This window comes from Acinetobacter sp. LipI_19, assembly GCF_058242925.1.
The window spans coordinates 1,531,557-1,554,463 of record NZ_JBZAYK010000001.1; the positions used below are offsets into that span (position 1 = coordinate 1,531,557).

The 22,907-nt window shown below is 37.6% G+C and carries 27 protein-coding genes; 21 read left to right on the top strand and 6 right to left on the bottom strand.

From position 1 onward, the window contains the following. Positions 1–53 precede the first annotated feature (53 nt). Positions 54–497 (bottom strand): universal stress protein, encoded by a 444-nt coding sequence (locus AC4CVF_RS07365; RefSeq protein WP_336951042.1) that lies wholly within the window; start codon positions 495–497, stop codon positions 54–56. 35 nt (positions 498–532) lie between these two features. Beyond that, positions 533–994 carry a universal stress protein gene (locus AC4CVF_RS07370; RefSeq protein WP_483770991.1) on the bottom strand — a complete coding sequence of 154 codons (462 nt, stop codon included), beginning with the start codon at positions 992–994 and terminating at the stop codon, positions 533–535. 637 nt (positions 995–1,631) lie between these two features. Here AC4CVF_RS07370 and ureE point away from each other — a divergent pair. The 15 genes from ureE (at position 1,632) to AC4CVF_RS07445 (ending at position 12,916) form a co-directional block, all read left to right on the top strand. After that, complete coding sequence (gene ureE / locus AC4CVF_RS07375) at positions 1,632–2,114, top strand: urease accessory protein UreE (RefSeq protein WP_490789152.1); 483 nt, start codon at positions 1,632–1,634, stop codon at positions 2,112–2,114. Beyond that, a complete protein-coding gene (locus AC4CVF_RS07380) occupies positions 2,101–2,766 on the top strand; it encodes an urease accessory protein UreF (protein WP_336951045.1) in 666 nt (221 codons plus the stop codon). Before ureE ends, AC4CVF_RS07380 begins: the two co-directional genes overlap by 14 nt. A gap of 57 nt (positions 2,767–2,823) precedes the next feature. Beyond that, positions 2,824–3,438, top strand: coding sequence for an urease accessory protein UreG (gene ureG / locus AC4CVF_RS07385; RefSeq protein ID WP_336951046.1), 615 nt, complete (start codon positions 2,824–2,826; stop codon positions 3,436–3,438). A gap of 59 nt (positions 3,439–3,497) precedes the next feature. Then, positions 3,498–4,064 (top strand): HupE/UreJ family protein, encoded by a 567-nt coding sequence (locus AC4CVF_RS07390; protein ID WP_419820374.1) that lies wholly within the window; start codon positions 3,498–3,500, stop codon positions 4,062–4,064. A gap of 43 nt (positions 4,065–4,107) precedes the next feature. Then, the gene (locus tag AC4CVF_RS07395) at positions 4,108–4,977 is read left to right on the top strand and encodes an urease accessory protein UreD (RefSeq protein ID WP_419820375.1); all 870 of its coding nucleotides are present in this window, start codon (positions 4,108–4,110) and stop codon (positions 4,975–4,977) included. Between the two features lie 99 nt (positions 4,978–5,076). After that, complete coding sequence (ureA, locus tag AC4CVF_RS07400; RefSeq protein WP_336951049.1) at positions 5,077–5,379, top strand: urease subunit gamma; 303 nt, start codon at positions 5,077–5,079, stop codon at positions 5,377–5,379. Positions 5,380–5,408: 29 nt separating this feature from the next. Then, positions 5,409–5,717: an urease subunit beta gene (locus AC4CVF_RS07405; RefSeq protein ID WP_336951050.1), complete on the top strand. Its 309-nt coding sequence runs from the start codon at positions 5,409–5,411 to the stop codon at positions 5,715–5,717. A gap of 13 nt (positions 5,718–5,730) precedes the next feature. Next, complete coding sequence (gene ureC, locus AC4CVF_RS07410; RefSeq protein ID WP_336951051.1) at positions 5,731–7,431, top strand: urease subunit alpha; 1,701 nt, start codon at positions 5,731–5,733, stop codon at positions 7,429–7,431. A 181-nt stretch (positions 7,432–7,612) separates the two neighbouring features. Beyond that, the gene (locus AC4CVF_RS07415; protein WP_419327233.1) at positions 7,613–8,230 is read left to right on the top strand and encodes a lysozyme; all 618 of its coding nucleotides are present in this window, start codon (positions 7,613–7,615) and stop codon (positions 8,228–8,230) included. A 115-nt stretch (positions 8,231–8,345) separates the two neighbouring features. Next, positions 8,346–8,927 (top strand): histidine phosphatase family protein, encoded by a 582-nt coding sequence (locus tag AC4CVF_RS07420; RefSeq protein WP_336951053.1) that lies wholly within the window; start codon positions 8,346–8,348, stop codon positions 8,925–8,927. 15 nt (positions 8,928–8,942) lie between these two features. Next, the gene (locus tag AC4CVF_RS07425; protein WP_336951054.1) at positions 8,943–10,001 is read left to right on the top strand and encodes a hypothetical protein; all 1,059 of its coding nucleotides are present in this window, start codon (positions 8,943–8,945) and stop codon (positions 9,999–10,001) included. A 79-nt stretch (positions 10,002–10,080) separates the two neighbouring features. Next, positions 10,081–11,046: an allantoinase PuuE gene (puuE, locus tag AC4CVF_RS07430; RefSeq protein ID WP_056511287.1), complete on the top strand. Its 966-nt coding sequence runs from the start codon at positions 10,081–10,083 to the stop codon at positions 11,044–11,046. Positions 11,047–11,172: 126 nt separating this feature from the next. Beyond that, positions 11,173–11,694, top strand: coding sequence for a 2-oxo-4-hydroxy-4-carboxy-5-ureidoimidazoline decarboxylase (uraD, locus tag AC4CVF_RS07435; protein WP_336951056.1), 522 nt, complete (start codon positions 11,173–11,175; stop codon positions 11,692–11,694). 33 nt (positions 11,695–11,727) lie between these two features. Further along, positions 11,728–12,048 carry a hydroxyisourate hydrolase gene (gene uraH, locus AC4CVF_RS07440; RefSeq protein ID WP_105712584.1) on the top strand — a complete coding sequence of 107 codons (321 nt, stop codon included), beginning with the start codon at positions 11,728–11,730 and terminating at the stop codon, positions 12,046–12,048. A gap of 145 nt (positions 12,049–12,193) precedes the next feature. Further along, positions 12,194–12,916 (top strand): outer membrane protein OmpK, encoded by a 723-nt coding sequence (locus tag AC4CVF_RS07445; protein ID WP_336951057.1) that lies wholly within the window; start codon positions 12,194–12,196, stop codon positions 12,914–12,916. Positions 12,917–13,106: 190 nt separating this feature from the next. Here the strand turns inward: AC4CVF_RS07445 and AC4CVF_RS07450 are convergent, their stop codons facing one another. Next, on the bottom strand, positions 13,107–13,601 hold the full coding sequence (locus AC4CVF_RS07450; protein ID WP_336951058.1) for an ureidoglycolate lyase: 495 nt from the start codon (positions 13,599–13,601) through the stop codon (positions 13,107–13,109). Between the two features lie 4 nt (positions 13,602–13,605). Beyond that, complete coding sequence (alc, locus tag AC4CVF_RS07455; RefSeq protein WP_419327228.1) at positions 13,606–14,613, bottom strand: allantoicase; 1,008 nt, start codon at positions 14,611–14,613, stop codon at positions 13,606–13,608. Between the two features lie 213 nt (positions 14,614–14,826). On the opposite strand from alc, the gene hpxO reads away from it, so the two are divergent. After that, positions 14,827–15,984 (top strand): FAD-dependent urate hydroxylase HpxO, encoded by a 1,158-nt coding sequence (hpxO, locus tag AC4CVF_RS07460; protein ID WP_419327227.1) that lies wholly within the window; start codon positions 14,827–14,829, stop codon positions 15,982–15,984. 196 nt (positions 15,985–16,180) lie between these two features. On the opposite strand, the gene AC4CVF_RS07465 is transcribed toward hpxO, so the two are convergent. Beyond that, a complete protein-coding gene (locus AC4CVF_RS07465) occupies positions 16,181–17,113 on the bottom strand; it encodes a LysR family transcriptional regulator (protein WP_336951062.1) in 933 nt (310 codons plus the stop codon). A 296-nt stretch (positions 17,114–17,409) separates the two neighbouring features. Between AC4CVF_RS07465 and AC4CVF_RS07470 the strand changes: the two genes are divergently transcribed. Continuing rightward, positions 17,410–18,465, top strand: a complete 1,056-nt coding sequence (locus tag AC4CVF_RS07470) for a Rieske 2Fe-2S domain-containing protein (RefSeq protein WP_490789153.1) — start codon at positions 17,410–17,412, stop codon at positions 18,463–18,465. A 109-nt stretch (positions 18,466–18,574) separates the two neighbouring features. Here the strand turns inward: AC4CVF_RS07470 and yddG are convergent, their stop codons facing one another. Beyond that, positions 18,575–19,519 (bottom strand): aromatic amino acid DMT transporter YddG, encoded by a 945-nt coding sequence (gene yddG, locus AC4CVF_RS07475; RefSeq protein WP_419359693.1) that lies wholly within the window; start codon positions 19,517–19,519, stop codon positions 18,575–18,577. 275 nt (positions 19,520–19,794) lie between these two features. Between yddG and AC4CVF_RS07480 the strand changes: the two genes are divergently transcribed. The 4 genes from AC4CVF_RS07480 (at position 19,795) to AC4CVF_RS07495 (ending at position 22,900) form a co-directional block, all read left to right on the top strand. Next, on the top strand, positions 19,795–20,433 hold the full coding sequence (locus tag AC4CVF_RS07480; protein WP_336951065.1) for a vWA domain-containing protein: 639 nt from the start codon (positions 19,795–19,797) through the stop codon (positions 20,431–20,433). A gap of 16 nt (positions 20,434–20,449) precedes the next feature. Continuing rightward, on the top strand, positions 20,450–21,094 hold the full coding sequence (locus AC4CVF_RS07485; protein WP_490789154.1) for a TerD family protein: 645 nt from the start codon (positions 20,450–20,452) through the stop codon (positions 21,092–21,094). Positions 21,095–21,108: 14 nt separating this feature from the next. Further along, complete coding sequence (locus AC4CVF_RS07490) at positions 21,109–21,744, top strand: vWA domain-containing protein (RefSeq protein WP_336951067.1); 636 nt, start codon at positions 21,109–21,111, stop codon at positions 21,742–21,744. Positions 21,745–21,847: 103 nt separating this feature from the next. Continuing rightward, positions 21,848–22,900: a TerY-C metal binding domain-containing protein gene (locus tag AC4CVF_RS07495; protein ID WP_336951068.1), complete on the top strand. Its 1,053-nt coding sequence runs from the start codon at positions 21,848–21,850 to the stop codon at positions 22,898–22,900. The last annotated feature ends 7 nt before the right edge of the window (positions 22,901–22,907 follow it).

The following is a 22,907-nucleotide window of genomic DNA, read 5'->3' on the forward strand; positions in this document are numbered from 1 at the left end:
GCATAAATAAAACCCAGCTAAACTGGGTTTTATTTATCTGATAATTTAATCAATCACTGTTTGACAATCAATACAGGGAGTTTAGTTTGACCTAGTACATCTTGTGCAAAGCTACCCAAGAAAAATTTCTGGAAGCCTTTACGTCCATGTGATCCCATGATAATTAAATCTGTATTTAATGATTCAGCAGTTTTAATGATGGTTTCTGCTGCAACCGAGTCTCTCACGACTTGTGTATCAATCTGAACACCTTGCTGTTCAGCCAATTGTTTGGCTTTGCCCAAACCTTCTTCCGCATTTTTAATTGCTTCTTCAATGTAATCTTTTAACATATCTGGCGAATAGTAGAAATCAGCAGCTGCAAAAGGGTCTTCGGCAACGACACTGATCGCAGTGACTTTGCTTCCAAAGGCTTTTGCAATCGCAGCAGCATGTTTTAATGCAGAAAAAGAAATGTCAGAACCGTCAACTGGGACAAGAATATTTTGATAACTCATAATCACACCTTTTTAATTAAGATTTCAAATAAAAACTAAGCTTCTTCTTGGGGAGATTTAATAATCAACACAGGCAGTGGAGAAATAGACAACACTTCTTGTGCAACACTCCCTAAGAAGAATTTTTTCAGACCAGTACGTCCATGGGAGCCCATTACAATAAGGTCCACATTTAGTTCATCTGCAACATCTAAAATTCCAGTAGCAGGAGGAACTTCACGTACCACTTTGGTATCTACTGTTGTTACACCATGGTGAACTAAAGTTTCTTGAATATCTTTTAAACGTGCTAAAGCATTTTTTTCAGCTTCAAATAAATATTGAGTTACAGCAGGCGCTATTTTATAAAAATCGACGCCTTTAAAAGGATCAACTGCGATTACACTCATCACAGTAATTTTACAGTTAAAAGCAAGTGCAAGTTTCTCTGCATGTTCAAGTGCAGCATAAGAAATAGGAGAGTCATCTACAGCAAGAAGGATATGTTGATAAGCCATTATAAGTTTCTCCTTTTAAGGGGGCTGTTGACATTTCATAAAGGGTTTGCGTTGTAAGCTAAAATTGAGCAGACAAGGCAGGAAACGAAGAGAATAGCGAGACTATTTTCGAGTTTCATAACGCAGACTGAGATAATTTTAGCCACAACCCTTCGGGACTAGCGTGTTTTTTTGCCGCTACGTCGTTACGAAATATTCATTTAGAATGACTAAATTTCATACTTCGTGCCTAGTATCACCAAAAAAACACACGTAGTCGCAAATCTAGACGAATTGTCAACAGACCCCGTCATTATTTATTCATTGATAACACATTGTGTTGTTAGTCGCAAATTATCGATGAGAATTTTAGTTGATCAAAACTGTGTTATTTCAAGCTTTTGTGAAATACACATAATTTTATTATGGTTTTATTTTGTAACGTTTAATTGTTCTGATTTTTTATTGAAATCTCGCTCATGTAAATTTGATCTCAGGTTTTAGGTTAGCGTTCTAAATAAGATGCATTTTGAATTCTTACGATTCTAAAAACTGGCATGATAAATGCTTTAATTTAATGCAAACCGATATTTATGAATAAAATTTTGGCATCAATTTGGAACATTTTAAATCAAGTGCCATAGGTAATTGGATCAGTATGAAAATTTATACGCAACGTCTAGACCATATAGAGTCAAACATTGAGGCTGAAAGTATTGAATTGACTTTTGATACTCGGCAAAAGAGCCGTTTTCGTGCAACTTTAAATAATGGGCGCGATATTGGTGCGGATTTACCACGTACAGGCATTTTGCGTAGTGGTTCTTATATTGCAACTGAACAAGGTGAAGTGTTACGTGTAGATGCCAAAGCTGAAAAATTAATGCAAGTTTCGGCACTGCATAGTTTTGACTTACTTAAAGCTGCATATCATCTGGGAAATCGCCATGTTCCGTTAATGCTTTCCCCAACTGCACTTTATTTTGAACCTGATCATGTCCTTGCAGAAATGATCCAAGGTTTAGGGTTGACAGTAGATGAAGTAGAACATCCATTTGAACCTGAAAGTGGGGCATATGCCCAACATCAGCATGATCATCGTTTAAGCCCAATTAAGGCTTTACATCATGTCCATCACTAACGCATCGCAACTACTAAGTCTATTGACCTTGTCATCGACAGCCTTACCCATCGGTGCATATTGCTATTCGCAAGGGGTGGAAAGTGCGATTGATCAGGGTTTGATTCATGATGAAGCAAGCAGTATCGCTTATTTTGAAGAAGTACTGGAAATGTTGCTGGTTAGGTTTGAACTACCCGTTTTAAAACGTTTAATGCAACATTATTTAGACGAGGTAGAATTTTTAAATTGGGCTAACTTTTATAAAGCAAGCCGTGAATCAAAAGAATTACGGGCTGAATCTCAGCAGTTGGCATTTTCTTTGAATGCTTGGATTCGTGATGTTTTAAAACAGCAACCTGAGATTAAAAAGCAGTTTGGTTTTGTACCAGTTTACGCACATTTATGCGGAACGTTGAAGCTTAATCTGGTGGATGTCCTAACAGCATATAGCTTTACTGTTTTAGAAAATCAAGTGCTAGGTGCAGTAAAAACTGTCCCTTTAGGGCAAATGAGTGGTCAAAGAATTTTGTGGCACTTACATGGCCTAATTCCTCAAGCCGTAGTACGTGCCTTGGCCTTAGAAGATGATGCGCTAAGTAGTGCCTTGCCCAATTATGCGATGTTAAGTATGTCGCATGAAACTTTATATTCACGATTATTTAGATCATAAATGACACGGTTCATTCCCTACTTTTATAGAGAATGAAGTATAGAAAAGGAAAAAATGATGACAGAACGTAGCCCTTTACGTGTTGGAATAGGTGGTCCTGTTGGTTCAGGTAAAACAGCATTAACCCTAAATTTATGCCTTGCTTTACGCAACAAATATAATATGGCGGTTGTGACCAACGATATCTATACCAAAGAAGATTCTAATTTTTTAACTCGTCATGAAGCGATGTCACCAGAACGTATTGTTGGTGTTGAGACAGGTGGTTGTCCGCATACTGCAATTCGTGAAGATGCTTCAATTAATTTGGCTGCAATTGATGATCTTTGTGAAAAATTTAATGGTTTAGAGCTGATTATTATCGAAAGTGGTGGAGATAATCTAGCCGCTACGTTTAGTCCCGAATTATCTGATTTAACCCTTTATGTGATTGATGTTGCAGGTGGTGAAAAGATCCCACGTAAAGGTGGTCCAGGAATTACCAAGTCGGATTTATTGATTATTAACAAAACAGATTTAGCCCCAATGGTCGGTGCAAATCTCGATGTGATGGATCAAGATGCAAAACGCATGCGTGGTGATAAACCTTTTCTATTTTCAAATATGAAAACTCAAGCTGGTTTAAACCAAATCATTGAGTTTATTGAAAAACAAGGTTTATTTAAAGCTTAGTCGCGATATTAAAATAATTGTAACTATTTGAATTTAAAAATAATCAAAGGAGAATTTGAATGCGTATTTTTAAAAAAACTCTGATGGCATGTGCTGCATATTTACCTGTATTGGCTTTGGCTCATCCTGGACATGATCACCATACTGGGTTTTGGGCGGGCTTTATTCATCCATTTACAGGTTTAGATCATTTGATGATGGCAATCGCATTTGGGGTATTGATGTGGACAGCAAATCAACGCTGGAAGCTTTTTGGCTTGATAGGCTTAGCTTCAGCGATGGTGGTTGGTTTTATGATCGGTAGCCAAGGATTTATTCCAGCAGCAATTGCTGAATACGGCATCATTGCTTCATTGGTTTTACTGGCTGTAGCGCTTTGGACAAAAACAAATCAAGTTTTACCTATTGCAGCAGTTTTATTGGCAAGTTTTCACGGTGTTGCGCATGGAACTGAACTAGGCCAATCCGGTCATGCCAGCTTACTGATTTTAGGCATGGTGACAGCAATGACATTGATCTATGCGGGTGGTTTAGGCATTGGTGCTTTTATTAAAAAGTACGTTCCATATGGCAAGAAAATTATTGGTACTTTGGCTGCGGTCGTTGCAGTTATTGGTTTGGCTTAATGTTTAAGCGCTTAATTGCTGATATCCATTTATAAAGGCGGCCATGATAAGTTTAGTGGAACATCTTCCTGATCAGCGCCTTTGGTATGCAAAACTAGAATTGGGTTTTCAGGCTCAAACTGAGCGGACAGTACTAGCCCATCGTAGACATTTTGGACCTGTACGTGTGCAAAAGATGCTTTGGCCTGAAAAAACTGGGATTTGTCATGCGATTATTGTCCATCCGCCTGCGGGTATTGCAGGTGGCGATCATTTAACATTTGAGATTAATGTTGATGTTGCTGCCCATGCCTTAGTCACGACCCCTGGTGCAGGTAAATGGTATCGAACCAATGGCAAACAAGCTTATCAACATATCCATATCTCAGTTAAACACAATGCTGTGTTTGAATGGCTTCCTCAAGAAACCATGTTATTTGATGGTGCCAATGCTCACTCAGAAACCTTGATTCAGCTTGATCAGACAGCAAGCTTTATCGGTTGGGATATGTTGGTGATTGGTCGACAAGCTCGAAATGAAAAATTCCAATCTGGTGCTTATCACAGTCATTTAAAATTATGGCGAAATCAGCAATTACTGGTGGCAGACACATTGAGTTTTAAAGGCAATGATCGTTGGCTAAGTTCTTGTCTAGGCATGAATAATCATGCCGTTATGGGAAGTTTATGGGCAGTTCCTCCTGAAAAATTCCGAGCAAACATTTATTTAGAGGCACATATCGATTTAATTCGTGAGTTGATGATGCGAATGGATATGCCTGTCAGGTTAACCTTATTGGGTGATGTCATCAGTGCACGTTTTTTAGGTGATGATGTTCGACATTGTCATGATGCTTTTGCAGCAATTCGTGCCAGATTGAGGCGATATTGGTTTGATTTGGATGAAGCATTTCCACGAATTTGGCGAACTTGATTCATTTAAAGTTCGTCTTTTAGAAATAAAATCTGCGTGTTTAATTTAAAACTGAGCACATATTTTGCATAAAAAATGCAAGAACTTTAGGAAACACATATGGAACTCAATCCTACTGAAAAAGACAAACTGCTGATTTTTACAGCGGGTTTGGTTGCAGAACGTCGTAAAGCACGTGGACTAAAACTCAATTATCCTGAATCTATTGCATTTATTTCCGCAGCACTGCTTGAAGGTGCGCGAGATGGAATGACTGTCAGTGAGTTGATGCATTTTGGCACTACCTTGCTCAGTCGTGATGATGTGATGGAGGGTGTGCCTGAGATGATTGCCGAAGTGCAGGTAGAGGCTACTTTTCCAGATGGCTCGAAGCTCGTCACAGTCCACCAACCGATTATATAGAATACTTTTTAAAAAATTAGGATAAGCACATGATCCCTGGTGAAATTATTACACCTGATTGTGATATTGAAATGAATGTCGGTCGTGAAGTACTGAAAATTTCAGTGTCAAATTTAGGTGATCGACCGATTCAGGTGGGTTCACATTTTCATTTTTATGAAGCCAATGATGCTTTGCAATTTGATCGTGAACGTGCCAAAGGTTTTCGTTTAAATATTGCAGCGGGTACAGCGGTTCGGTTTGAGCCGGGGCAGCGACGTGATGTTGAAATCGTTGCACTGGTCGGAAAACGTGAAGTCTATGGTTTCGCAGGGCGTGTGATGGGTAAGTTGGACTAAAAGGATAATCAAAATGAAAATGTCACGTCGAGCTTATGCTGAAATGTTTGGTCCTACCGTTGGGGATCGAGTACGTTTAGCAGATACCGAACTTTTTATAGAAGTTGAACAAGATCTCACCACCTATGGTGAAGAAGTTAAATTTGGGGGCGGCAAAGTTATTCGCGATGGGATGGGGCAATCTCAATTACTTGCAGCAGATGTTGCAGATACGGTGATTACCAATGCGTTGATTGTCGATTGGTGGGGAATTATTAAAGCCGATGTAGGATTGAAAAATGGGCGAATTTGGAAAATAGGTAAAGCTGGCAATCCGGATATTCAACCCGATATTACCATTCCATTAGGTGCGGCCACTGAGGTGATTGCCGGTGAAGGGCAAATACTTACAGCAGGTGGAATAGATACCCATATTCACTGGATTTGCCCACAACAAGTTGAAACAGCGTTAATGTCAGGAACAACAACCATGATTGGTGGTGGTACTGGTCCCGCTGCAGGAACATCGGCGACAACGGTAACACCAGGGCCATGGCATATTTCAACCATGCTGCAAGCCATTGATGATTTACCTATGAATATTGGCTTATTGGGTAAAGGTAATTTAAGTCAACCTGAACCGATTGCGGAGCAGATTAAAGCAGGTGTGGTGGGGCTGAAATTGCATGAAGACTGGGGTTCTACCCCTGCTGCAATTGATAATTGTCTAACTGTGGCAGATGAATATGATGTACAAGTTGCGATTCATACCGATACTTTAAATGAAAGTGGTTTTCTTGAAGAAACACTGGGGGCATTTAAAAATCGTACTATTCACACTTATCATACTGAGGGCGCGGGTGGCGGTCATGCGCCTGATATTTTAAAAGCCATTGGTCAGGCAAATGTTTTGCCATCTTCAACCAATCCAACCCGCCCATATACTATCAATACCATTGATGAACACTTAGACATGCTCATGGTCTGCCACCATTTAGATCCAGCGATAGCTGAAGATGTCGCATTTGCTGAGAGCCGTATTCGTCGTGAAACGATTGCCGCAGAAGATATATTGCAAGATCTCGGCGCAATTTCAATGATGTCTTCTGACTCTCAAGCCATGGGGCGTGTGGGTGAGGTGATTTTACGTACTTGGCAAACGGCGCATAAAATGAAAGTGCAACGAGGACCATTAGAAGGCGATAATCAGTATCATGATAATAATCGGGTGAAGCGTTATATTGCAAAATATACAATAAATCCTGCCATTACTCATGGTTTAAGCCACGAAATTGGTTCTATAGAAGAAGGGAAACTTGCTGATTTAGTGTTGTGGAAACCCGAGTTTTTTGGGGTAAAGCCATCAATGATCATTAAAGGTGGAATGATTGCGGCAGCGCCAATGGGAGATATTAATGCCTCAATTCCAACACCACAGCCGGTACATTACCGTCCAATGTTTGGGGCATATCCAAGAGGCGTGCACAATACCTGTATTACTTTCTTGTCACAGGCCGCAATTGAACTAGGTGTTGCTGAAAAATTACAATTAAGGAAGTTAATTTCACCTTGTAAAAATACCAGAAACATCACTAAACAAGACATGAAGCATAATAACTATTGTCCTGTGATGGATGTGCATCCTGAAACCTATGAAGTTCGTGCCGATGGTGTACATCTAACTTGTGAAGCTGCTGAAGTATTACCCATGGCACAGCGTTATTTCTTGTTTTAATTCAAGATAATTCGAATTTAAAAATGCCTTTCTTATGATAAGAGAGGCACTATTTTATTTGAAATCAATATGTCTCTACGTAATGCAACCAAAGACAACTTTATTAATTTAAAAAGCTATGTTTAATATTGGTTGGTATAAGTACAGCGATACAATCCTTTTCTTTTTTTGAGTTTTATTGATGACGCAATTTTGGTCTAAATTTTTTTCCAAGTCATTTTCTACTTTGTTTTCAAAACTATTGAATGAAAAACAGCGCGATTTGAATAAACATCATCAAGCTTATTCTCGTTCAGACGTTGCAGTGGCCGTGGATACAGGTGCTACGGAGATTGGCTTTGCACAAGATCAAATTACTCAAGTCAGCCCTCAAGGTGTAGATTTGATTTGTGGTTTTGAGGGATTAGAGCTCAAAGCCTATGATGATGGCGTCGGGGTTTGTACTATCGGTTATGGAACAACGATTTACCCGCATGGAAAAGCTGTTCAGTATGGGGATACTTGTACCATTGAACAAGCAAAAAACTATATGCAACATGATCTTAGGCGTTTTGAACAAGCAGTAAGTTCTGCTGTAAACGTTCCTTTAAATCAAAATCAGTTTGATGCGTTGGTTTCATTGAGCTATAACATAGGTATTGGTGCTTTTAAAAACTCAACCTTATTAAAATTATTGAATACCTCTGATTATCACGCTGCCAGTCATCAATTTGATGTTTGGATCAAGGCAGGTGGCAAAACGGTACAAGGTTTAGTAAATCGAAGAGCAGTAGAGAAAACTTTGTTTCTTGAGCACTAATATGACTTGCTTTTTCAAATGTTGTTCTGAAAACGTGTGTTAATTCCAGATGATTCATTTTGAATTATCATTCTTTTCAAAATGTTGTCTAAAAATTAAAATAGTCAAGGTTGATATGAGCATTTATTTAATTCGCCATGCGCAAAGTTTAGGGAATGTAAATGGTAAAACTGAGTCACATGCAAGTATTCCCTTAACCGAATATGGACATGAACAGGCGCAAAAACTTATTGATGTTTTACCTCCAGCAAAGCAGATTTATGTCTCTCCATTTATCCGTACACGTCTAACAGCTGACCCAATTTTATTACGTGATCAGATTACACCTCAAATTTTGGATATCCATGAGTTTTCTTACTTATCCGATATGCGATGTAAAAATACCACTTTAGAGGAACGAAAACCTTGGGTAGATGATTATTGGAATCAAGCAGATGTCAATTTAGTTACAAGTGAAGGTGCTGAATCTTTTGCAAATTTTTATTATCGCGTTACGGACTTTATTGTGCACTTGGATTCCCTAAAAGCGCATTATCAACATGATCATTTACTGGTATTTAGTCATGGTCAGTTTTTACAGTTATTTAAAATGCTGGTTGAGCAAAAGCGAGAGTTATCATCACAATTAATGCGTGATTTTCGTTATGCATTGTTAAATCATCAATTAAACAATACAGAGTTTTTTATTTTTAAATAAAATGAGAATAAAATTATGAATTTTATAATAAGAAAAATTGCGCTATTGACGGTTTTTACTTTTATACCTGTATCGATATATGCAGATATTGCGGCTTTAAAGTCAGATTTAACTCAATTTGCGCAACCTCTTGAAACACAATGTAAGGGGCTTGATCGCTATATGCCTCTTAACATGTTACATCAATTTTTAAATCGCCCAAATTCTGAAAAAATAGATGTGTATTCGATGGATGTAATTTTTGTTTCAGATCTTTTGGGTTATTTGGAAGATAAAAATTGTGCTTTAGCAGCTTCTGACTTCACAATATCAGGTGTTAAAATTTTGAATCAATATCATGATTTATGGGAGAAAGATTTACCTAAAGAGAGAAATGTTCTGAGATACGAAACCTACCTTGCAGCAGGCGATGCAAGTTTAGTGAAATATAAATGGACTCATAAGATTCAATATCTAGATGATGCACATCAATTTTATACACAGTACTTAATGACCAATGCAATCAGTCAACAACAAAAAGATCAATGTGGGAAAAAATGTGCAGAATACTTAGCCGATGTGAGTAAGGTGCAATACTTTAATCTCTATGATTACGCTTCTATATCTAAGGAATATCAAAAACTTTTTCATGATATTTATGAACAATATTCACAACAAGATGCAAATTTCTCAGATAGTCTTGAAAGCCTTAATCTAGTTTTTGAACGGACTGATCAATTTGAAGTGGGCGCAATTAAAACCACAGGATTAAGCTCAGTCAATAATGAAGTGGCTTCTTTAAATAATTTTGAGACTGTTTTTAGTTCTGGTGATAAAAAACTTATAGAATTTTATATAAAACGTTTAGATCAATATCTACAAAATAGAATCCAGCATAAATTATTAGATGCAGAGATGACGGATAAAATTTATCAATTCTTGTTAAAAGAATCGAATGAAAATAATTCGATGATTGTACGTACTCAGCAGGAAAGTGCTCTTCAACCTAATCTAAGTTTTCAAATTGGAAAACACCACTATATTTTCAAGGGAACAAGTCATCACATGCAGTTAATTTTCCAACCCGTTAACTAAAGCATGAGGAGATTGGCATAAAAACTGCTTGATCATTCACACTAAAAAATGGTGATTGAAAAGTTTAAAGGCGGTTTGAGTGAATAAAACTTATTTACGTGGGCAAGACTTAATAGACCAAATCCAAAATACTCCCTATTCACGAGATCTCATTGGCTATCACGGTGAAGTACCCAAAGTAGCATGGCCAAATCAAGCCCAAATAGCGGTACAGTTTGTTCTTAACTATGAAGAAGGTGCTGAAAACCATATCGAACATGGTGATGCCGGTTCTGAGCAGTTTTTATCTGATATCGTGGGAGCAGCAAGTTTTCCTGACAAGCATATGTCGATGGATTCGATGTATGAATATGGCGCTCGTGCAGGATTCTGGCGTATTCATCATGAGTTTAAAAAGCGTAACTTACCCATGACCATATTTGGAGTGGGTATGGCGCTGGCACGTAATCCATATATTGTGGAAGCCATTCAACAAGCCCATTACGATGTGGTTTCACATGGACAGCGTTGGCTAAATTACCAAAATATAGATATTGAAACGGAACGTCAGCATATTGATCAAGCAATCAGTATTCTAGAAACCTTATTTGGCACTACACCTATGGGTTGGTATACAGGACGAGATAGCCCAAATACTCGTAAATTATTGGCTGAATTTCCACAGATCAAATATGACTGCGATTACTATGGTGATGATTTGCCATTTTGGACAAACTTAACCGATTTACAAGGCCAAAGCCGCCCGCACCTGATCATTCCATATACTTTAGAAAGTAATGATATGAAGTTCTGCGCGCCTGCTGGTTTTAACAGTGGCGAGCAATTTTACCAATATTTAAAAGATGCCTTTGATGTGCTTTATGCAGAAGGTGAAACGGAGCCGAAAATGCTATCGATTGGAATGCATTGTCGTATCCTGGGACGTCCCGGTCGTTTTAAAGCATTACAGCGTTTTTTAGATTATATACAGGCACATGAAAAAGTCTGGATCTGTCGTCGCGGTGATATCGCTGAACATTGGTTTAAACACCATCCAGCCGCATAATTGTCGCTATGAGGATGTGGCTTTTAAGGTAAGCACTTTATTTTTAATTGAATGCAGTAAAGCGCGCAGCAAAGTTTATATAAAAGTGTTTGAAAATTTTAGCGAACTCAAGCATAGGTATTATTCGTGAAAATAGAAGAATTTAATCAAGCATCATCAGAAGAGCTTACAAGCTTGCTCAAGCATTGTGTGCACATTCAACGTTGGTCAGATGAAATTTTGTCACAACGTCCATTTGTCAACACTCAAGCGTTAATGGATTTTGCAAAAATACAAGCCTCAACTTGGACATGGTTAGAAATTGTAAATGCATTAGCGACACACCCACGGATCGGTGAAAAAAAGGCTCAGGCAGTGCTGAGTGAAAAAGAGCAAGCATTTTCTCATCAAGAGCAATCAGCAATAAAACAGAACACTGAAACACAACATGCTTTATTGCAAGGCAATATTGCTTATGAAAAGAAATTTGGTCATATTTTTTTAATTCGTGCTAAGGGCTTAGATCAGACTGAAATTCTACAAGCACTGAAATATCGTTTATTAAATGATCCTGAAACAGAACAGCGTATTGTTAAACAACAACTTGGTGAAATTGCAATGTTAAGACTCAATCAAGAACTGAGTGAAAATGAAAGCTTAAATAATTGATTGCATTAAAATAATGTTTAGAAAGGAAATAACATGATCAGTACCCATATCTTAGACACGCATCTTGGCAAGCCTGCCGTAAATGTTCTGATAAAATTATTGGATAGCCAAGACAATATTGTTGCAGAATCAAGGACCAATGAAGATGGACGGGTAGCAGATTTTAATTTAAGTGGAATTAAAACAGGGGATTATAGTTTGGTTTTTTATACTGCTGAATATTTTGACCGTTTAGCCTTAGCAACGTTTTTCCCAAAAGTTGTGATTCATTTTTCAGTCCTTGATTTGGCACAACATTATCATATTCCTTTATTAATCAGCCCATTTGCTTATTCCACGTATCGTGGTAGCTAGCTTTTATAGAATTAGATTATTTTATGATTTTAAAGCCCATTGATTTGGGTTTTTTTTAATAAATTTTGACCAAGTGTAAAAATTGGCTTTGTTTTTGCTTATTCACACAAGTGTTTACCGTTATTTCTGATGGGGAATTTATAAAATGAACTTAACACAATTTGCTGCGCTTTCAACTTTAGTTTGCACTGCTTTTAGCACTCATGCTGCACCTATTTGGCAAGACTTTAGCATTACAGGTTTATATGGAAAAAACTATGAACTGATTGCTCGGGAAGACGACCAATCGACCATAACTTTTGAATATGCAGCCAAATTAAAATATGGGGATTTCTTTGCATTTGCGGATCGTACCAATAATGATGTTTCAGGTAATGAGACGTATTTTGAAGTGTCACCACGATTGAGCTTGGGTGCTATTTCAGGGCATAAGTTGGAAGTGGGTCCAATCAAAGACGTTCTCATTGCCACAACATGGGAAGGTGGTGAAGGTTTTAACAATTATCTGTATGGGATCGGGGTAGATTTAGCAATTCCATATTTCCAGTATGCACAATTAAACTTCTATAAAGCAGACAATTATAAGAATACGGATGACGATTATCAGCTGACTTTTGCCTTTGGTGTACCATTTAAAATCGCATCAGAAGATTTTCTTGTCGATGGTTTTCTTGATTGGTCAACTGCAGAAGATGACCATGCCAGTGAGTTAAACTGGACTACACAATGGAAATGGAATGCGGGTAAACATATTTCACCAGATACTAAATTGTATTTAGGCGTTGAGTATTCAGTTTGGAATAATAAATATGGAATCTCTGGCAAAGATGAAAACAATGTCAGTGCGTTGATTAAATATCATTTTTAAAACGATTTTTATCTGATCATGATTTTATTTGATTAAGTTAAACTCAGAATAAATTTTCCAATCAGAGCAACATAAAACAATGTTGCTCTGAAGTTTAAGAACATACAAAAAAAGTTTTTAATCAATACTTTTAAAGCTAATTTCGCCCCATTAGCATTTTGAATTCATGTTATGAAATGATGCTTATTGCTTATAAAGTCAGGACAATATTTTCATTAAACTGAAAAACATCACAATTGTGACCCTCACCGATCCGATCGATTACCGTAAAATCACTGGGTGCTTCTAGTGTCAATAACGGATGATGCCAAGTGCCTGCGCGATAGTTTACAGCCTGTAGACCATTGCTAATAAAGGCGTAAATATGTTCAAGATCAGGTTGGTCTTGGTCCAAAGCGGCTGCAACAACAACCAAGAAAGATTGACCTTGCATCGGGATAAATGCCTGTGAACCAATCGGATGTCGTTCAAGCATTTGAATTTCACAAGGCACTTGGGTTTTTTGAATATTTCGAAAAATACTCAATCCGATTTCAGCGTTGGTCGCTTGAGCCAAGGATAAAGCATGATAACGTTCCGTATGCGCACTATTGATATGGAAAAAATCATTGCCAGTACAAGCAATGACCTCACCAAATGGGGCAAAAGCTTCAGCTGTTAAAGGTTGAATTTGAATATATTTCATAAAATCACTCTATAATTTTACCCCATAATCGGATACGACTAATACCACCGTCTGGAATCATATTGACACGAATATGTGAAATTTTTTCATGCTTTAAAATGTCGGCTACATAATCATGAATATGATCCATTTGCATATCCTGAGCATTGAGTAGAAATGGCCAAAACATACTTTGTGGAATTAGTTGTGGATCAGTCGCATTTTCAATATATATCGCCTGAATAGAAACTTGAGCAGGGAAATTTCCTTTGAAATGTGCAGTATCAATTTCAATTTTTTCAATTACACCACTTTGACCGAGTGCTAAAATACACCAATCAAATCCAGGCGCACGGCGACGTTTGGTTTCCCAACCATCTCCCATATTGATTCCACGATTCGGATTGATCAAATTACGAGGATGACCAAAGTGGGCGTCGCTATAGGCAATCACGCGTCCACCATTTTCTAGTGCCAGTAAATCTAATGTTTTTTGATGATCTTGAATCTGTATTTGCACTTCGCCATAGACGCGAAAACGTGCAATACCCCCATCAGGAAAAATATTTAAGCGGACATGGGTAAAGACTGCTGAATTTTTAATGTTAAAAATATGGTGTTGGCTTGGGCCAAGAATAGAATTATTTAGAATGGGTTGCCAAAGTGCATTGCTTAAGTCCCCATTTGGTGCATAACAGGCTTCAATTGAAGCAGAAGCAGGGTAATTCCCAGTAAAAAAAGTGGTATCAATATCAAATGCTGTAATTTTTCCAGCAACGCCTAATTTAATAATTGCCCAGTCATAGCCTGCATGTCGTTTACGACGGGTTTCCCATCCATCCATCCATTTGCCGTGATCATCAAATTTATCTTCTACAAAAATGGGTGGATTAAATTGCAACATTCGTTGTGCTTCTGCAAAAAAATCATCTGAACATTCAAGTACTTTTGTACCAATTCGGGGATCTGCCAAATTGGTGCATTGTTGTAAATGTGCAGGAAGCTCAAAACTTGGTGCAAGTAAAGTTGCCATATTTATTTACCATTCATATTGCGATTTATATCATTTTATTCATTGATATGGGTGCTTAAAGTTCAATAAGCACTCATAAAAACAATATCTTACCGTCCTCATCATGCATAGCCTATGCCAACTTTGCTTGACGAATGTTGTAATTTTTAAATAAATGGCACGTTTTTAGCATTTTAGTCATAAGTGTTAAAGATACAGACAGAGGAGAAATAGATGGAGATTACTATTATTGGTGCAGGTATGGGGGGATTAACCGCAGGTATTGCACTAAAAAAATTCGGACATACGGTCACCATCTATGAACAAACTGAACAAATTCTAGCTGTAGGTGCTGCTATTTCTTTATGGTCAAATGGCGTTAAGTGCCTGAATTATTTAGGCTTAACGAATCAAGTTGCCAAACTCGGTGGTCAAATGGATCATTTAGCCTATATCGATGGACTAACTGGTGAGCACATGACTCAGTTTAGTTTAATGCCTTTGATTGAAGAGGTCGGACAACGGCCTTATCCAGTTTCACGTGCAGATTTACAAAACATGTTGATGGATGAATTTGGCCGTGACGATATTCATCTTGGGAAAAAAATGGTTGCACTAGAACAAGTAGATCAACATATAAAAGTTCAGTTTGCAGATGGCAGTGAAGTCATCACAGCATTGTTAATTGGTGCGGATGGAACACATTCGCTAACGCGCCAATATGTATTGGGTGAACAGGTTGAACGTCGTTATGCTGGTTATGTCAATTGGAATGGTTTAGTGGAAATTTCAGATAATTTAGCCCAAGCAGATCAATGGACAACATTTGTTGGAGAGGGGAAACGTGTTTCGCTTATGCCAGTGGCAGATCAACGTTTTTACTTCTTCTTTGATGTGCCATTACCTGTAGGTTTGGAAAACAGTAAAGCCCAATATAAAATACTATTTAAACAATATTTTAAGGACTGGTGCCAGCCTGTTCAAAACTTAATTGAAGCGATTGATGAGCAAAAAACCAATCGAGTAGAAATTCATGATATTGAACCTTTTACCCAGTTTTATAAAGGCAGAGTGGTAATTATGGGGGATGCGGCTCATAGTACCACACCTGATATTGGTCAAGGCGGTTGCCAAGCCATGGAAGATGCAATTTACTTAGCACGCGCTTTGCAAATCAATACATTAGGTGTAGAGGATGCCTTAAAACGATATCAAAATAAACGTAATGAGCGCGCCAATGAGTTGGTATTACGTGCCCGTAAGCGCTGTGATGTGACCCATATGAAAGATGAGGCTGTGACCGAAGCATGGTATCAAGATTTACGTCAAGAACAAGGTCCACATATTATGCGTGGCATTATCAGTAATATTATCGGAAATCCTTTAGATTAAATGTTGCTAGGTCGATGCTGAATTTAAATTACTAAATCTAAATTCAGCATTGGAAATTTAACACTTTTGATTCATATATATGTTTAGGGAGTTATTGCTAGTCATCACTCAGCTACACGTCATTGCTTTGTTGCTTAAGGGGCTGTTGTTCATTTCTTTAAATCAATGATTTGTATTACAACATACCCAAACCTGATTATTGATAAGGGATCAACTTGAGCTTAAATGCTTCGATTTGTTCAATAAGATGCTTAATCATAATTTGCGATACGCGTGAAAGTTGTCGTTTTGGTGCAACACATAAAGCTAGTGTTAATGGATATAAACGTTTTTCTCGAATTGGCTTAAAAACCAGCTCGTCGCGCTCTAAATAAGGATAAGCATCAATAAATGACAATAAACCAATGCCCAAGTTCTTTTGAATTAATGACATCATCATTCGGATGTCATTACAATGTAAGTGATGCTGAGGGCTAAACTTATGATGCTTATACAAGGTCTGTGCGTAATCATGAATAATTAAAGGTGCGCCAGGAATCAAGTGCTTATAGTTGACACTATCTGATAGATAGACTTTCTCATTTTTTGTTAAAGGGTGATCTTTAGGTAAAATAAAACCGATTGGGATTTCTACAAAAGAGAGAACCTCTAATTGATGATGTCCTTTAGGGTTTAATAAAATCCCAAAGTCAATTTCAGCCTCCATAATCATATTTGACACAGTTTCACTGTCTTGGATATGAAAATTAAAGTTGATCCAAGGATAGTTGTCATACATATATTGAATTGAATCTAAGACAAAACCATCACTCAGTGCTGAAATAAGCCCACAATTAATGGTTCCCCGAGAAAGCCCTTGAATTTCATCAAAACGATTACGAGTTAATTGAAATTCTTTTTGCCACTTAATCAAATCCGCATAGAGTAACTCTCCAGCAAGGGTCAGTTTTAAACCACTGGGTAAACGTTCAAACAGATCAATTCCAAACTCTTCCTCAGCGAGTGCGATTTGACGATGTACTGCAGATACTGAAATATAGAGTTGATCTGCTGCTTTTCTTAAGCTACCTGTCTTGGCAACGGCAATAAAATAATCTGAAAATCGTGAAAAAGTTGTATTCACAGGCATATGGGCTGTCCATTATTTATATTTCACGGACTTATTCCTAAGCAATGAAAATCAAGGAAATTTGAAACTCGCTAAAATCACAGATCACTAAGCGATTTTTATGCCAATGATGAGTTTTTTCTAAAAATAATTTTAAATAGGTGTTCTATTTTTTAGAATGAGATAAGTAAAACATTCTAATAGACAGAATTAGACAAAATTCGTAATTTAAAACTCAGCCATGATTTTAGCTGAGCGCTATGCTGAAATCACAGCATAAGATCATGACATTAAATATATATTCTGTGAGTTTTTGTATGAATGCAATTCCAGTTCTGAACTTGTTTAGTCAACCACAATGTAGTGGTTTTGAGCCTAAAGACTGGGAAATACTCGCTCAGCATTGGTATCCTGTCGCACGTGTGCAAGATGTCACAACAGCCCCACAACAAGTACAACTCCTCGATGTGAAAATGGCGCTTTATCAAACGGCAAGTGGTGCGATTCAGTTGGTGCGTGATATTTGCCCGCACCGTGGTGTACCACTCAGCAAAGGTTGGGTGCAAGGTGAAGAGATTGTTTGTCCCTACCATGGATTGCATTACAACACAGCAGGTCAATGTACAAAAATTCCAGCACAGCCAGAACTGACAAATATTTCAGAGCGCTTTAGCCTCACCAAATTTCCTGTAGTTTTAAAATATGGTTTGGTTTGGACGAGTTTATTTAGCCGTGATGAAAGCCTCGCAAACTTTCCAATATTGGATACTTGGGATCATCCTGATCATCAGCCCATTTTGCCACCATTTGTTGATATTGCTGGTTCAAGCGGGCGGCAATTGGAAGGTTTTATTGATGTTGCACATTTTGCTTGGGTACATCAGCAGTCTTTTGCCGATGCTGAAAATCCTGTTGTACCCAAATACACCACTGAACGTACAGATTATGGTTTACATACTGAATATGTCAGCAATGTAAGCAACTATCCACATGGTTTACAGCATCTGGCACCAGAAGGTTTTTTATGGAAGCGAATTTTTGACGTTTACCCGCCATTTTCAGCAGTGTTAAAAGTTGAATTTCCACATGAGGGCGTATTAAAAATTTTAAATGCCTGTTGTCCTGTATCACATAACCAAACTCGATTATTTGTACCACTCACCCGTAATTTTGATACCACAGGCGATTTGCAGGCAGTTTATGATTTTAATGCACAAATTTTTGCAGAAGATCAGGACATGGTAGAGAGTCAAAAACCAGAAGAGCTTCCATTGGATATTACAATGGAAGCACATTTTGAAGCAGATCGTTCATCTACAACCTATCGCAGGATATTGGCAGAATGGGGACTAAGCAAACGCTATATTGTGTAAATTTTCATTTTTCCATCCCCAGCGTCTGGAGGTATTAACATAATTAATCATATATTGATGATGAATGATCAATATATGATTAAAGCTGATCTTAACAACATAGATCTTCTTATAAAAAAGAGTTTGACTTTGTTAGTTTAGCTAATAATTTTTCTTTTAATTGTTGCCAATTTGTCGAAATCCAACACACCAAAGAGCCTGAAGTTACCAACATCACACCATACCAAAACTCTGGTGGTAGGTGGGTTTGTAAGATAAACATTGAAATCACAGTGGAGATGACTGGACTAAAATAAGATAAAGTCACCAAAATCGTAATATTGCCTTTGATAATGCCAATATTCCAAGCAGCATAACCCAAGGCCATCACCACTGAAACAATACCTAACAATCCAATTGTTGTAAGTTTAACTTCTGGAATTACATTTAGACTCAACCCATGTGACCATAGGTATTTAGTCCACAGTACAATACTGATCGAAACAAAGAAAAATGAAATTGGATTATGCCCATCGCTATATTTTTTGGTAATTACACAATATAAGGACCACAGCGTTGCCCCAACAAGTGCCAAAATATAACTGATTGGATTTTCTAGAATATTGGATAAAATATTAGACCAAGTTAAAGCACCTTGCCCAGTTTGAATTAAAATAATTCCACTCAAGCTGATGGCTAATCCAACAATAACAAAGACATTAAATTTAATTTCTTTAAATAGGATCAGCATGGCAACAGTTAATCCTGGCCAGAGGTAATTGACTAGACTGACTTCGATGGCCTGTTGAGCAGTTTGTGCCAGTGCAATAGCATAAGAAAAACATAATTCATAAATAACAAATAATAAGGTAGAAAAAATCAGATATTTTTTTGAAATTAATTTTAAATTTGGGATTTTAAAAAATATTAATAAAATACAAGTACTCAGTGTATACATCAGCAGCACAGCTAACTCAGCGCCCAAACTAAAACTAATTTTTTTCAATAAACCGACGATGGAAGACCATTGTAAAATGGCACTTAAACCAATCAACGTAGCGAGATTTTTTGACATATTGGGCTTTAAAATCTGAGGATTCAGATTAAGGTAAATAATAAAACAATTATAGCTTAGAACTCTGCAATTATTTTTAAAATATTACCCAGCATAAAACAAATAATATGTCAGAATCAGATCAATTAAAAAATAGAGTATTTAAGTAAAATTTGATATTTGGATAAAAAATTAAGTATTAAAAATGATAAAAAGCTTTGTTTTTAGTTCAATTTTTTATATAAACATATACATAAAGATTAAAAATTAACGAGACATTAAACAGAGATAAACAAATGAGAAGATTACCCGTATATTTATTATTAGATACATCAGGTTCGATGCATGGTGAACCGATTGAAGCCGTTAAAAATGGTGTTGAAATACTGGTTTCTTCACTCAGACAAGATCCTTACGCGCTTGAAACAGCCTATTTATCTATTATTACTTTTGATACTCAAGCCAAGCAGTTGATTCCCTTAACTGAAATTGCGCTGTTTCAACCGCCTCAATTACAGGCAACGGGAACTACACAGTTGGGCGAAGCGCTTGGATTATTGGCAGATAAAATTGATCAAGAAGTGCAAAAAACCACACCTGATACCCGTGGTGACTGGAAACCCTTAGTTTTTATTATGACAGATGGTGCACCAACAGATGATTGGACTAAAGGTTTTGCAAAACTCAAACAAGCGAAGACGGGGATGATCATTGCTTGTGCAGCGGGACATAATGCAGATAGCAGTATTCTCAAACAAATTACAGAAGTTGTGGTAGAACTTGCAACTGCAGATTCAAATACCATTAAAGCCTTCTTTAAATGGGTTTCTGCAAGTATTTCTACAGGTAGCCAAAAAGTAGATGCAGGTCAAAAAGAAGTCACAGGCTTAAATGATCTTCCACCACCACCACCTGAAGTGAATGTGGTTTTATAAAAATAAAGGAAAATGCATGGCAATTACATTAGTAAAAGGTCAAGGACTCAGTCTTGAAAAATCTAAACATGATTTAGAACGAGTGACGATTGGACTCGGTTGGGATATCACTGAGCAAAAGAAAGGCTTTTTAGGCGGATTATTTTCAGGCGCTAAGAGTGAGGAACACGATCTAGATGTGGTAGCGTTCTTATGTGATATCAGTGGAAAAGTAAAAGATCTAGGTTGGAATGCCGCAGGTCAAGCCACACTCGAAAATAGTGATGTTATCTTTTTTAATAATTTAAAACATCGTTCAGGGCAAATCTGGCTGACTGGAGATAACCGTACTGGTGCTGGTGACGGGGATGATGAGCAAATTATTGTCAAATTAAATAGCTTGGCAGTTGAATATCACAAGATTGTTTTTATTGTTCAAATTTACAATGGTGCAAAAAACAATCAGCATTTTGGTCAGGTGAAAAATGCCTTTATTCGTGCTGTCGATGGTACTGGTAAAGAAATGGTGCGTTTTGATTTATCAGGCATTGGTCAATATGATCAACAACGTTCATTATTATTTGCTGAACTGGTCAGAGAAAATACTGGTTGGAAATTTAATGCGGTCGGTAATGCATCACCCACGGATAATTTCGTGGAATGGTTAAAAAAATATAGTTAAAGAATGAGAATATAATGCGCCGTTTACCTGTATATATTTTATTAGATACATCTGGCTCTATGCGTGGTGAGCCAATTCACTCGGTGAATGTTGGCTTGCAGTCGATGCTCAGTGCATTAAGACAAGATCCTTATGCGCTTGAAAGCGTGTATTTAAGTGTGATTACCTTTGATATTGATGCAAAAGTTTATTTACCGCTTACCCCTTTGGATCAAGTTCAAATTCCAGATCTAGATGTGCCCAATGTGGGAGCAACATTTATGGGTGCTGCATTGGAATTACTGGCACAGCAAGTACAACAGAATGTGCAAAAAAGTAGTAATGAGGTTAAAGGGGATTGGCGCCCGTTATTATTTTTGATGACAGATGGTTCACCCTCAGATGTCTATGCTTATCAGCAAATCGTTCCCACAATTAAACAGCTTAATTTTGCCACGATTGTCGCTTGTGCTGCGGGGCCAAAAGCGAAAACCGAATCCCTGCTGCAACTAACGGACCAAGTGGTTGTGTTAGACACCATGGATTCAAATAGTTTTGCTAGCTTCTTTAAGTGGGTTTCTGCAAGCGTGGTCGCTGGTAGCAGTAGCGCAGGGGTATCCGATTCAATTTCTTTACCACCACCACCTGCCGAAATTCAGTTGGTTTTATAACTGGATATTACTTGACGTTAAAAATGTTAAATCAAACAGGTCAGCACTTATCTGTTTGATTTAGATTTTTGAATAATATGATAAAAATAATGTAGGTGAAGTTATGCGTCGTTTACCGGTATTTTTTGTTCTTGATTGTTCTGAATCAATGGTCGGGCAACCGCTTGAATCAGTTCAAGAGGGTGTGGAGTTTATTTTAAGCAGTTTAAGAAAAGATCCTTATGCGCTTGAAACTGTATTTGTTTCCTTGATTGCATATGCAGGGATTGTCAGAACATTGGTCCCTTTAACTGAGTTATTTGCCTTTAATCATTTTAATTTGCCCTTGGGTGGTGGGACACATTTGGGTAAAGCTTTAGATCATTTGGGTCAGGAAATTGATCGTTATGTGATGAAAACCACCAGTGAAGTCAAAGGCGACTGGAAGCCAATGGTCTATATATTTACCGATGGTCGTCCAACCGATGAATATGATCAGGCAATTCAACGCTGGAATGCTAAATATGCGCATAAAGCAACAGTCGTCGCCATTGGTTTAGGTGCAGATGTTGATTTTTCTGTGCTGAGTAAGATCACTGAAAATACCATTTCAATTGATCAAATCAATCAAGAATATGTCAAAGGTTTGTGTAAGTGGATCACGGCCTCTGTGGTCTCACAAAGTATTAGTATTGGTAGTCATCAACAAAAAGATGAACTGTTGCCGATTGATGAGCGTTATATGCGCTTGGCAAAAGATGCATTGTCCCTGCAAAAAAATAAAGCCGATGATCATTGTGCGATATTTGTGGGTCGCTGCCAAAAGATGAATAAACCTTATATCATCAAATATATACGAAATTTACAGTACAAAGGTCCAGCTGATTTAAATATCAATATCTATAATTTTAAGTTAGATACCTGTAGCGCGATATCTGAGGAGTATTTTACTTGGTCAGATCATAATGCATCAAATAAGCAGATCAATACAGCCGAGCTCGATGGTTTCCCTGAATGCCCACATTGTTTTTCTGAGACTGCTTTTGCCGTGTGTGGTTGTGGTAATTTGATGTGCTATGACGGCTATCGGGAATCTGTGGTTTGCCCGTGGTGTCGTCGACAAATCAGTTTCTCGTCTGGTGAGGGAGATTTCGATTTAACCCGTGGTCAAGGTTAGGCTTTAT